This is a genomic window from Mesorhizobium sp. W050 (assembly GCF_054719535.1).
Genome location: NZ_JBTTIH010000001.1, coordinates 1,330,922 through 1,342,049, shown reverse-complemented (window position 1 = coordinate 1,342,049; position 11,128 = coordinate 1,330,922). Strand labels below are relative to the sequence as shown.

The 11,128-nt window shown below is 63.7% G+C and carries 11 protein-coding genes; 7 read left to right on the top strand and 4 right to left on the bottom strand.

Annotation, left to right across the window (positions count from 1 at the left end; all coding sequences use genetic code 11):
* Nucleotides 1–82: 82 nt before the first annotated feature.
* The 3 genes from ACYG9Y_RS06425 to ACYG9Y_RS06415 form a co-directional block, all read right to left on the bottom strand.
* Complete coding sequence (locus ACYG9Y_RS06425) at nt 83–1,207, bottom strand: sugar ABC transporter substrate-binding protein (RefSeq protein WP_023682221.1); 1,125 nt, start codon at nt 1,205–1,207, stop codon at nt 83–85.
* A 324-nt stretch (nt 1,208–1,531) separates the two neighbouring features.
* Nucleotides 1,532–2,560, bottom strand: coding sequence for an HTH-type transcriptional regulator GntR (gene gntR, locus ACYG9Y_RS06420; protein WP_023739916.1), 1,029 nt, complete (start codon nt 2,558–2,560; stop codon nt 1,532–1,534).
* A 159-nt stretch (nt 2,561–2,719) separates the two neighbouring features.
* A complete protein-coding gene (locus ACYG9Y_RS06415) occupies nt 2,720–3,892 on the bottom strand; it encodes an MFS transporter (RefSeq protein ID WP_050587434.1) in 1,173 nt (390 codons plus the stop codon).
* Nucleotides 3,893–4,121: 229 nt separating this feature from the next.
* Between ACYG9Y_RS06415 and ACYG9Y_RS06410 the strand changes: the two genes are divergently transcribed.
* The 4 genes from ACYG9Y_RS06410 (at nt 4,122) to mocR (ending at nt 7,418) form a co-directional block, all read left to right on the top strand.
* Nucleotides 4,122–4,409, top strand: coding sequence for a DUF3175 domain-containing protein (locus ACYG9Y_RS06410; RefSeq protein ID WP_023673065.1), 288 nt, complete (start codon nt 4,122–4,124; stop codon nt 4,407–4,409).
* Nucleotides 4,410–4,617: 208 nt separating this feature from the next.
* Nucleotides 4,618–5,529, top strand: coding sequence for a myo-inosose-2 dehydratase (gene iolE / locus ACYG9Y_RS06405; protein ID WP_023739917.1), 912 nt, complete (start codon nt 4,618–4,620; stop codon nt 5,527–5,529).
* 214 nt (nt 5,530–5,743) lie between these two features.
* Complete coding sequence (locus ACYG9Y_RS06400; RefSeq protein ID WP_023705614.1) at nt 5,744–5,950, top strand: LacI family DNA-binding transcriptional regulator; 207 nt, start codon at nt 5,744–5,746, stop codon at nt 5,948–5,950.
* 1 nt (nt 5,951) lies between these two features.
* Nucleotides 5,952–7,418 carry a rhizopine catabolism transcriptional regulator MocR gene (gene mocR, locus ACYG9Y_RS06395; protein WP_023696197.1) on the top strand — a complete coding sequence of 489 codons (1,467 nt, stop codon included), beginning with the start codon at nt 5,952–5,954 and terminating at the stop codon, nt 7,416–7,418.
* Between the two features lie 21 nt (nt 7,419–7,439).
* Here the strand turns inward: mocR and ACYG9Y_RS06390 are convergent, their stop codons facing one another.
* Nucleotides 7,440–8,684 carry a DegT/DnrJ/EryC1/StrS family aminotransferase gene (locus ACYG9Y_RS06390; protein WP_023739918.1) on the bottom strand — a complete coding sequence of 415 codons (1,245 nt, stop codon included), beginning with the start codon at nt 8,682–8,684 and terminating at the stop codon, nt 7,440–7,442.
* A 112-nt stretch (nt 8,685–8,796) separates the two neighbouring features.
* Between ACYG9Y_RS06390 and ACYG9Y_RS06385 the strand changes: the two genes are divergently transcribed.
* The 3 genes from ACYG9Y_RS06385 to ACYG9Y_RS06375 all read left to right on the top strand — a co-directional run bounded on the left by ACYG9Y_RS06385 (nt 8,797) and on the right by ACYG9Y_RS06375 (nt 11,002).
* Entirely contained in the window at nt 8,797–9,084 is a 288-nt protein-coding gene (locus ACYG9Y_RS06385) for a hypothetical protein (RefSeq protein ID WP_156929748.1), read from the top strand.
* The gene (locus ACYG9Y_RS06380; protein WP_023739919.1) at nt 9,059–9,970 is read left to right on the top strand and encodes a polysaccharide deacetylase family protein; all 912 of its coding nucleotides are present in this window, start codon (nt 9,059–9,061) and stop codon (nt 9,968–9,970) included. The genes ACYG9Y_RS06385 and ACYG9Y_RS06380 overlap by 26 nt, the downstream gene beginning before the upstream one ends.
* A 63-nt stretch (nt 9,971–10,033) precedes the next feature.
* Nucleotides 10,034–11,002, top strand: coding sequence for a rhizopine catabolism ABC transporter substrate-binding protein (locus tag ACYG9Y_RS06375; protein ID WP_023687959.1), 969 nt, complete (start codon nt 10,034–10,036; stop codon nt 11,000–11,002).
* Nucleotides 11,003–11,128 lie beyond the last annotated feature (126 nt).

Sequence of the window (11,128 nt, the reverse complement as noted above, 5' to 3'; positions counted from 1 at the left end):
AGGCAGTTTGACTTCAAGGGATATCGAGTGGCCGGCGCCGCGGAGATCCCGCGGCGCCGGATATGCCGCCTATTGGTCAGCCCTATTGGTCAGCTTTGGTCTGGCCCATGATTTCCTGCGCGGTGAAATTGATGCCGCAGGTCGGGAAGGAATTGCCGACAAAGAAATTGTCGGACTGGTCGGGGAAGAAATCCTGACCGGCCTTGAAGTTCGGATCCTCGACGATCGCCAGTGGCAGTTTCACCGCCTGCGGCACGACGTTGCCTTCGAGCGCGGCAATCGCCGTCTTGATGGCGACCGCGACCTGCGCCGGACCGGTGCCAGCCGATGAGCATTTCAGCCCGTCACCGGCATGTGCCGCGCAGAACTTGCGGAAACCGTTCTCGGTCTCGCCGCCGAACGGCACGAAAGCATGCTTGGCATCGATCATCGCCTGCACGATGCCGGTGTCGCCGCCTTGCCCGGTGATACCGTCGAACGGACCGTTGGTGGCAATGGCGTCGGCCGTGGCCTTCTGTGCCACGCCGTCGTCCCATTTGCCGACCACCTCGGTGACGTCCCATTTCTTGCCGGAGGCATCGAGCGCTTCATGGATGCCGTTGTGACGGTCGGTGTCGACGGAAGTTCCGGCAACGCCGCGCACCTCGAGCACCTTGCCGCCATTCGGCACATGGCCGACCAGCCATTTGCCCCACAATTCGCCAAGGCCCTTCTGGTCGACATTGACGTTGATGGCGTCCTTGGTATCGAGAATATTGTCGAAGGCGACGAGGATGACGCCAGCTTCCTTGGCGCGCTTGATGACCGGCCCGAAAGCGGTCGGGTTCTGGGCGTTGACGACGATCGCGTCATAGCCGGAATCGATGAAGTTGTTGATCGCCGAAATCTGAGCCGGCACGTCCTCGCCGGTCGAGACGACCTTGAATTCCTTCAGTTTCGCGGCGACCTCCGGCTGGGCCGCATAGGCCTTGGCGGTCTGCACCATCTGGATGCGCCAGGTGTTGGCGATATAGCCATTGGCGAGCGCGATGCGGTATGGGCCGTCTTTCTTGGGGAACTTGAAGAACTGCGTATCGGCCGCCCAGGGCGCAAAGCAATCCGGCTCAGCCGACGGGCCCTTGACAACTTCCGGGTCGGCCATGGCCGACGAACTCAGCATGACGAATGCAGTGGCGGCAACGATGCCACCAACAAGTGACTTGATCATCGATATTCCTCCCAGTTGTAGTTTTGTTTGCTGCTGCTTGGTTATTTGATGCTGTTTGTCGTGGTGTGGTTTCCACGCCTGCCGAAGGCCCTCCAGCCTGGCCGGCGCCACGTCTCAAGGGCCGAAGCCGGCCCGATCCCCTCCCCCTCGCCGCTTCACAGGCGAGAAACGAAACTAGCATATTATACATAATAAACAAGCATGAGCTGTTGCTTATGTATAATAAACAGGCACGGCCTCTCATCAAAACGTCTGCCCGACGAAAATGGTAGCGCTACCATGACGTTGTGTAAAGCACCATTTGCTGAGGCAGCCAAAGCGTGTTCAGCGTGCGGTGCTCTCGCGGGGCTTGAGTTCCAAACCAAGATCGACGACCCGCTGCTCAGGCCTTCGTCCTGCGATCGCCGCCAGCGCCATGGCAACAGACCGACGGCCGATTTCATAGCGAGGGGTGCGGATACTGGTGAGCGGCGGGAACGCCGCCTGCATCATTTCGAGGTCGTTGAAGCCGACAATGCCGATTGTTTTCGGCACGTTGAGCGCGGCGCTATGGCATTCGAACAAAACGCCGAGCGCGATGTCGTCATTGTTGCAGAAGACGCCGTCGAGCGCCGGCATCTTGGCCAGCGCATCGCGAAGCAGCTCGCGGCCGAGCGTCACGCTGGACAGTAGCGGCGTGGTGGTGACCAGCCGGGGGTCGAACAGGCCGGCCTTCTCCATTGCCGCGCGATAGCCGGCAAGCCGCCGCTGCGAGCGCGGGTCCATGCGTGCGCCGATGAAGCCGATCCGCCGGTAGCCGGCCTCGATCAGATGCTCGGTCGCGGTGCGGCCGCCGTCAAAATGCGAGAAGCCGACCAGCATGTCGACCGGATCGGACCCGGTCTCCATCACCTGCACCACCGGGCAGCCCGCGCTCTCCAGCAGCTTTCGCGAGGTCGGCGTCTGGTCGATGCCGGCCACGATCAGCGCCGCCGGGCGCTGCGGTGCGAACACCTGCAGCAGGCGCTCCTCCTCGAGGCCGGAATAATGGGTGTTGCCGAGCTGGACGCGGAACGGGCCGTCCGACAGGCTGTCATAGATGCCGCGCACCACTTCTGCGAAGACGTTGTTGGTCAGCGACGGCACCAGCACGCCGAACACATCGGCGCGCGCCGAGGCCAGTGCCCGTGCATTGGGATCCGGGACATAACCGAGTTCGTCGACGGCGGCCTGGATCTGGCGCCGCAGATCCTGGCTGACGCGTTCCGGTTCGCGCAGCGCCCGCGACACGGTAATGGCGCCGACGCCGGCCTTGCGCGCCACATCTGATAGGGTCGGGCGGCCGCCCCCGCGACGCGAGCGCGGCTTGGTCATGGACATCCTCCACGTGCCGGGCCCCGGCCGCTGCGCCCTTGCGAAACCATGTTCAGCTTTTCCACTGCCACCATGCCAACCGGCTGCTGCCGCACCCACTCGCCTGCTGGCGTCGCGCAGCCAATCGCCCTTGTCAAGCAACAGGGCAATCCTGCCTTCCTAAGCCATCAGGGCAGCACTGCGTTTTGCTTTCCACAGCAGCAGCCCGATGGCCACTATGTTCAGCAAGTTCCACGCGATCCCGTTGAGGAACGCGGCGGCGTAAGAGCCGGTCAGGTCGTAGATCCAGCCCGACATCCAGCCACCGATCGCCATGCCGAAGATGGTCGCCATCATGACGATGCCGATACGCTGGCCGGCCTCCCTGGCGGGCAGGTATTCGCGCACGATGATGGCATAGCAAGGCACGATGCCGCCTTGCGACAGGCCGAACACCAGCGACACGACATAGAGCGAGGCAAGCCCGTCGAACGGGATGTAAAACAAAAGCGACAGGCATTGCAGCACGGAACCGATAAGCAGGGTTTTCACGCCGCCGATGCGGTCGGCGACAAAGCCGGAGGCGAGCCGGCTGACGACGCCCGCCGCCATCATGATCGACAGCATGTCGGCGCCATGCGCAATGCCGTAGCCAAGATCCATGCAATAGGCGACGATGTGCACCTGCGGCATCGACATCGCCACGCAGCAGCCGAGACCGGCAACGATCAGCAGCACCTGTAACGCCGCCGGCGACAGCGAAATCGACTGCACTGGCCGGCTTCCGGGCGAACCGGCGGCAGCCGCCGCCGGAGCAGCGCGCCGCAACAACAGCACCAGTGGCACCATGGTGACCAGGCAGAAGACACCGATGCCGGCATAGGTGAAGCGCCAGCCTTCCGCCTTGATCAGTGTCGGCATGATGGTTGGCCAGAGCGCTCCGGCGAGATAGTTGCCAGCCGCCGCAGCTGTGACGGCGACGCCGCGCCGACGGTTGAACCAGTGCGAGATGTCGGCGATCAGCGGCCCGAAGATCACCGATGTGCCGACACCAATCAGCACGCCCTGGGCAAGGGTGAATTGCAGGATAGAGGTCGACAGCGCGGCGAGCAGCAGGCCGGCGGCGAGAGCCACCGAGGATAGCAGTGCCGGGATCCAATACCCCATGCGATCGACCGCGCGGCCAACCAGCACATTGCCGGCGGCGAAGCCGACCATGGTTGCGGTGTAGGGCATCGATGCCGCGGCGCGGTCAACGCCGAACTCGGCCTGCACGGCCGGCAGCACGACGACGACGGCCCACATGCCGACCGCACCGATCGTCGCCAGCAGCATGGAGATGGCAAGCCGCATCCAGGCGTAGCTGCTGTCGATGCCGGGGCTATCCGCCTGATTGGCGACGATCGGGGTCAAGGCGTTTCCTGTCTACGGTCCTGGGAAGTCGACCGTTGTGTCGCCACTATCGGCGCATTCACCGCGACGGGCAGCGCCACAGGGCCATGATCCGTGGCTCCAGCGGCCCGGCGATTTCTCGGGAACCGCGGCGGCCTGCCCGAGTTTTTGCGACAGGAAGGAGTTTGTCATGACCGCGAAGAAAAAATGGTCGGCCGAGGTGACCGAGCACAGCGATGCGATGGACCTCGAGGACCACATCTTCGAAGCCGACGACGCCAGGAAGATCGCGGCCTCGCTCAAGCGCTCGGCCGAGCACAGCGACCGCCGCAAGGCCGAGCCGTTTCAGTCGGCCATGTCGATGCTGAATTTCTACATCAACCGCGCCGGCAAGAACCTGCCGCAGGCGCGCCGGAAAGTGCTCGAGGACGCCAAGGACGAACTGCGCGCGGCCTTCGGAAGGCCGCAGCAGGATTAATGCATGTCGCTCAAAAGTGGCGCCGGTTTTGAGACAACGACATGCAAAGACCTAAGCGCGTCGACTTAGTCCGTTCAAACGGGACGCGCTTTAGCGCTCCCGATTGGCTCTACCAAATTCACCTCAACTGGACCTAGTGACAGGTCCTCTTTCCCCTCAGTTTGCCGGCCTCGGCTTTGTGTTTCCCCGAGCCCTTTGAAGTAGCGGCATGACGGTCAAGATCGGCATCAATCCCATCACCTGGAGCAATGACGATGTTCCCGCACTCGGCGGCGATACGCCGCTCGCGACATGCCTGTCGGAAACCAGGCAGGCCGGCTATCGCGGCACCGAACTCGGCGGCAAATTCCCCAGGCGAAGCGACGAGCTTGGACCGATCCTGTCTTCTTACGGACTGGAGCTCGTCTCCGGCTGGTATGACGGCCGCATTCTGGACCGCACGGTCGACGAGGAATTCGCCGCCCTCACCTCGCATCTGACCCTGCTGCGCGACCTCGGCGCCAAGGTCGTCGTCTATGCCGACACCTCGCGCGGCCGTCATGACGGCATTTTCGCGCCGATCTCACAGCGTCCGCGCCTCGCTGACGGCGAATGGACCGCCTATGGCGAGAAGCTGACCGAACTCGCCGACCGCATGGCTGCCTTCGGCGTCGGCATGGCTTTCCATCACCATATGGGCACCATCGTCGAGAGCGATGACGAGGTCGACAGGCTGATGGCCGCAACCGGCAAGAGCGTCGGCCTGCTGTTCGATACCGGCCATTGTCTGTTCTCAGGCGGCGACCCGGCCTCCCTCCTGAACCGGCATCTCGACCGCATCGTGCATTTCCATTGCAAGGACGTCCGCGCGGCCGTGCTGGAGAAGGCACGGCGCGAGGACATGAGTTTCATGGCGGCAGTGATGGAAGGAATCTTCACTGTGCCCGGCGACGGTTCCGTCGATTTCCTGTCGCTGTTGAAGCCGCTGGCCAAGCGCGGCTTCGAAGGCTGGATCGTCGTCGAGGCCGAGCAGGATCCGGCCAAGGCACACCCCTTGACCTATGCCACGAAAGGTTACGCTTCGCTTCTCAAATCGGCCTGCGCGGCCGGGTTCGACGTCGCGATACGAGACTTGGCCTAACCACCGCCGGGGGGCTGGTGGTTGGGCCGGTTGGGCGCGCGCCTCGGTAGGGGTAGCGACGCGAAAGCGCCCGGCGATCCGCGCCGCCGCCCTCCCTTGGCGGCGCGGATCGCACAGTTCTTGGCATCGAAATTTTTGCCCCCGAGTTGCCGGCCCGGCGTTTCCAGCTTGAGGCTGGCGACGAGGCATGCCTTGATGCGGATGGAGGAGCGACATGGCATTCGAGGCGGCACTCGGCATGGAACGGCTTTGCACCATCCGTGAGATCGCCGAGAAGGCGGAACTCGGCGCGGCAACCGTTCACCGCGCGCTGAAGAACAGCCGTGAGGTCCGTCCCGCAACCAGACGGCTGGTGCTCGAGACCGTTTGCCTGCTTAACGAAGAAAAGATCGCGCGCGCAGCCAGGCTCGTCGGAGACTAGCTTGGCCGACCACATGCGCCTTTCCCTCGACATCATGTCGGTCGACCGCGGCTCGGACGAACCGATGCACCGACAGATCTATGGCGCCCTGCGGCGCTTCATCCTCGACGGCCAGATCCAGCAGAACACGCTGCTACCATCGACACGCTCGCTGGCCGAGGATCTCAAGGTCGGCCGAAACACGGTGATCGCCGCCTACGACCAGCTGCTCGCCGAAGGGTTTATAGAGGCGCGCGCCGGGTCCGGCACCTGGGTGGCGCCGATCCAGCAGAAACGCCCGCCGGCCGCGCTGCGCGCCGGGCTTGCCGCTCCGCAAAAGCTCTCGCGGCGCGGTCAGACCATCGTCAACGGCCCGCAGCCGCCGCGCAATGCCGGTGTCATCAACTTCCATCCGGGCGTGCCGGAATCGGCATCCTTTCCCTTCACCATCTGGTCGAGCCTTCTGGTGCGCAATGCGCGCAGCCGCGACGAGAACTTGCTCGGCTATATCTCCTTTGCCGGCCATCCCGGTCTGCGCCAGGCCATCGCGTCGACCATCAGCCTGTCGCGCGGCATCAACTGCACCGCCGACCAGGTCATCATCGTCACCGGCGCGCAGGCGGCACTCGACCTCGCTTCGCGCGTGCTGATGGACGAAGGCGACCATGTCTGGATGGAGGAGCCCGGCTATCTCGGCGCCAAGAGCGCCTTTCTCGCCAGCGGCGCGCAGCTTGCGCCCTTGAAGGTCGATCGCCTTGGATGGCATCTCGCAGACCCAGAGCTGCCGCCGCCGCGCCTGATCTATGTGACGCCATCCTGCCAGTGGCCGTTCGGCACCATCATGCGCATCGAGGAACGGCTGCAGCTGCTCGACATCGCCGAGCGCCACGGCGCCTGGATCGTCGAGGACGATTATGACGGCGAGTACCGGTACCGTGGCCGGCCGGTGCCGGCGCTGCGCGGCCTCGATCATGCCGACCGCGTCGTCTATATTGGTTCCTTCGGCAAGACGCTGATCCCGGCGCTTCGCATCGGCTATCTCATCGTACCCCGCGAACTGTCCGTGCCCTTCGACCGTGCCGTCTCGATCACCGGCCAGTTCGCGCCGCTGATCCTGCAGGCGACGGTCAACGACTTCATCACGCAAGGCTATTTCGCCACACATCTGAAACGCATGCGCCGCCTTTATGCGCGCCGGCAAGCCAATTTCGTCAAGCTGTGCCAGGAGCATCTGGCCGAATGGCTGACAGTGACCGAGAACGATTCCGGCATGCAACTGCTGGCCAGTTTTGTCCGACCCTACAAGGACAGTGACGTCGTCGCCGCCGCCGTCAAGGAGGGCCTCGACGTGCAGGGCATCTCGATCAACTACCATTCGAGCGAGCCGGAACACGGCCTGCTGCTCGGCTATGCCGCGATGGACGAACGCCAGATCCTGCGCGCGGTGCTGGCGTTGCGCGCTGCCTTCATGCGGCTGGACCGGCAATAGGCCGATCCAGCGCTGAGCGCTTCAGTTCACACTATCGAATTTCTGCAGATCGACGGGCGCTGCCTTGCGCACCTCGACATCGTCCAGCGAGGCATTCTCCAGCGCCACACGGGCCGCCGCATCGATGTTATGGATCATGTCGTCGATGTCGGCGTCGCCATGCGCCGGATTCATCGCGATCATCACCGTGCGGTTGAGGATGTCGAGAGAACCCTTGCCGAGGTCGTCGGCATAGGTCAGCCGCAGGCCCTTGTTTTCCGGCAGCGTGTACGGATTGAGCGCCGGATGATGCGCGCCCTCATGCATCAGCACCTGGTCCCACTGGGTGAAATTGTGGCGGCCGGTCTTGCCGGCAATGACGCTCGGAATGGTCTTCGAAAAAGTCTGCGCCGCCTGTTCGCTGGGCAGCAGATACATTACCTGTGCCGCGCAATCGTCGTCGGGGCTGTTCATCGGCGACGGCGTCAGGCCGAGATTGCCGAGATGGCGCGTGCCGGCCAGCACCTTCTTCTTCTCCGCCCGCATCGCCTCGATGATGCCGTCCAGACGGTCGAGCTGGACATTGAGCATCGCGCCCATCAATTCCGAGGCGCGCGCGCCGATGCCGGCGAACGGCTTGATGCTGTCGCTGCGGCCCTGCCAGTAGAAATGGCAGGGGTCGATGGCGCAGCGCGCGCGCTCGGCCACTTTCGGATCGCTGGTGGCGATGCCGCCGCCCTCGCCCGACGTCATGTTCTTGAAGTAGTTGAAGGAGTAGGCGCCGGCATGGCCGATGGAGCCGAGCTTCCTGCCCTCATAGCCGCCGCCAATGCCCTGGCAGACATCTTCCAGCACGAGCAGACCGCGTTTTTTAGCGATGTCCATGATGGCCTTCATGTTGCAGGCCGCACCCCACATATGTACCGGGATGACCGCCTTGGTGCGCGGGCCGATGGCGTCGCGCAGAGCGGCCGGGTCGATGGTCAGGCTCTCGTCGATATCGACAATGACCGGAATGGCGCCGACCGACAGAACCGCAGTCGCGGTCGCCATATAGGTGTGCGCCGGCACCAGCACCTCATCGCCCGGGCCGATGCCGAGGCCGATCAGGCCGGCGGCGAGCCCATAGGTGCCGCTGGCGGCCAGCGCAAAATGCTCGACGCCGAGATGCCTGGCATAGCGGGCCTCGAAGCGGTTGCACTCGCTGTTCTCGCCATAGCGAAACAGCGCACCCGAGCGGATCACCCTGGCAATGGCTTCGATCTCTTCTTCGCCGGCAGTGTACATGGCAAGTCTCCACATCGCTGATGGTATGAAAGCAGTACGCCTGCGGCCGCTGTTTGAAAGAACCACTCCGCTGCGATCTGACCAAGCCATCCCGGTTGCTTGATGGCCGGGTTTGACGCCGAATGTGGGCATATCGAATGAAATCGACATTCCAGAATGCAGGCCCGCGGAAAAATCGTACCCATCCGAATTCGCTGAAGTGGCCCTGTCGGAAAGCCCGCATTGGGCGTTCCATCGCGTCCAGTTGGGCAAACGGTCGGTTCCATGCAGCACGGGACACACTTTGGAAGACCCTCGAAACCGGCATGCCGGCAAGATGGTGGCCCGCAAGATGGTGGCCGGCAAGATGGTGGCCGGCAAAACGGTGGCCGTCCATGACGCGACAGCTCGTCCTGCATGAAGACGATGTCGGCATGTGCCATGGCGCCAACAGCGCCTTCCTCGAACTGACCGCACTGGGCGCCTGCAGCTCCGGCGCCGTGATGGTGCCGTGTCCATGGTTCCCTGAGATGGCCGAAGCGGCAGCCGCCGATCCGCGGCTCGATCTCGGCGTCCACCTGACGCTGAACAGCGAAAAGCAGCACTACAAATGGCGGCCGCTGACGTCGCCGTCGCGCGCGGCCGGCCTGACGGACGAGTTCGGCTATTTCTGGCCCGATGTCGCGACCACCCGCCGCAAGGCAGCACCGCAAGCGGTGGAAACCGAGCTTCGCGCCCAGATCGACACCGCCTACCGCGCCGGCATCGACGTCACTCATCTTGATGCCCATATGGGAGCAGCGCTGTCGCCCGAGTTTTGCGACGTCTACATCAAGCTCGGCCTGGAATATCGGCTGCCGGTGCTGTTGACCAAAACGCTGTCGGCCTATTCGCCCAATGACAATCTCGTCGGCGTCACCGAAGCGGCGTTCCAGCGCGGCGTCACTGAAGCCCGCGCTAAGGGCTTTGTCATCTTCGACGCCGCCATTCAGACGACCTGGGGCCGTCCACGCTCCAAGCCGATAGAGCCCGTCTACAAGGCATTGGTCGAAGGGGTGCGCGAAGGCCTGACCTTTTTTTGCCTGCACTTCAACGCGCCGGGCGAGCTCGAACTGATCGAGCCGCGCTCCGCCTATGTCCGCACCGAGGAATATGAACTCTTCCGGGACCAGGGTTTTCGCGACTGGCTCGGCGTGCAGGACATCGACATCATCGGCATGAAGCCGCTGCGCGAGGAGCTTCGTGCACGGCTCGGGGCATCGACACCGGCAAAGGCCCGCAAAGCGGCCACCCGGGCAGCACCGTAAGCCGATCCGGTCGGCCGAGGCGCAAAGAGGGAATTGGAACTGCAACGACAATGGGAGAATGACATGAAGACTGTTCTGAAACTGGCGCTCGGCGCGCTTGTCTCGATGAGTATGCTGGCGGGTGTCGTGCAAGCCGCGGGCCTGAAGGACCCGAAGGATGTCCGCATCACCTTCGTGGTGCATGGCTCGGCCTCCGATCCCTACTGGTCGGTGGTCAAGCGCGGCGTCGACGATGCGGCGGCGCTCACCGGCGCCAAGGTCGAATATTATGCGCCGCAAGTGTTCGACGTGGTCGAGCAGGCCCGCCTGCTCGACGCGGCCATCGCCACCAATCCCGACGGCATCGCCGTCTCCATTGCCGACGCCAATGCGCTCGGCAAATCGGTCAAGGCCGGACTTGCCGCCAACATTCCGATGGTCGTGCTGGATTCCGGCGAGAAGGAAGGCGCCGAACTCGGCACCTCTCTCTATGTCGGCACCGTCTCCGAATATGATTCCGGCAAGAAGGCCGGCGAGCGGCTGGCCAAGGAAGGCACGCTCAAAGTCGTCTGCATCAACCACGAGGTCGGCAATGTCAGCCTCGACCAGCGCTGCCAGGGGTTGAATGACGGGCTGAAGCCGTCAGGCGGCGGCACCGAGGTGCTTACCGTGTCGCCCGATCCGGCCGACATCCAGCGCCGCACCGAGGCCTATCTGTCGGCGCATCCCGACACCCAGGCGGTGTTTGCGCTCGGCGCCACCGCCGCCAATCCGCTGATCCCGTTCTTCCGGCAGAAGGAACTGTTCGGCAAGATCAAGCTCTACACCTTCGACATCAGCCCCGAAGTCCTGGATTCCGTCGTCGCCGGCGAAATGGGCTTCGGCATGGACGCCCAGCAATATCTGATGGGATACCTGCCGGTGATCTATCTGGTCGAGCATGCCACACATGGCTTCTGGCCGCAGAACAACGCCTACACCGGGCCGCTGTTCATCGACTCGCCCGACAAGGCCAAGGCGATCCTGGCGCTCGCCAAGGACGGCATCCGCTAAGGCAAGACCAAAACGGATCGGGGAGCCGCCATGCGCTCCCCGTCTCTGGTCGAGATTGCGAAGTGAGCGATTGGGGAGCCTAATGGCTGTTGTGGAAGACAAGGCGATACCTCCAGAAGCGCCGGC

Coding starts and splice junctions, on each gene's coding strand:
- ACYG9Y_RS06415 (WP_050587434.1), bottom strand. CDS start 3,892: ATGCGGCTTGCCATCTCCATGCTGCTGGCGACGATCGGTGCGGTCGGC.
- ACYG9Y_RS06375 (WP_023687959.1), top strand. CDS start 10,034: ATGAAGACTGTTCTGAAACTGGCGCTCGGCGCGCTTGTCTCGATGAGT.
- ACYG9Y_RS06410 (WP_023673065.1), top strand. CDS start 4,122: ATGACCGCGAAGAAAAAATGGTCGGCCGAGGTGACCGAGCACAGCGAT.
- ACYG9Y_RS06380 (WP_023739919.1), top strand. CDS start 9,059: ATGACGCGACAGCTCGTCCTGCATGAAGACGATGTCGGCATGTGCCAT.
- ACYG9Y_RS06425 (WP_023682221.1), bottom strand. CDS start 1,207: ATGATCAAGTCACTTGTTGGTGGCATCGTTGCCGCCACTGCATTCGTC.
- gntR (WP_023739916.1), bottom strand. CDS start 2,560: ATGACCAAGCCGCGCTCGCGTCGCGGGGGCGGCCGCCCGACCCTATCA.
- iolE (WP_023739917.1), top strand. CDS start 4,618: ATGACGGTCAAGATCGGCATCAATCCCATCACCTGGAGCAATGACGAT.
- ACYG9Y_RS06400 (WP_023705614.1), top strand. CDS start 5,744: ATGGCATTCGAGGCGGCACTCGGCATGGAACGGCTTTGCACCATCCGT.
- ACYG9Y_RS06390 (WP_023739918.1), bottom strand. CDS start 8,684: ATGTACACTGCCGGCGAAGAAGAGATCGAAGCCATTGCCAGGGTGATC.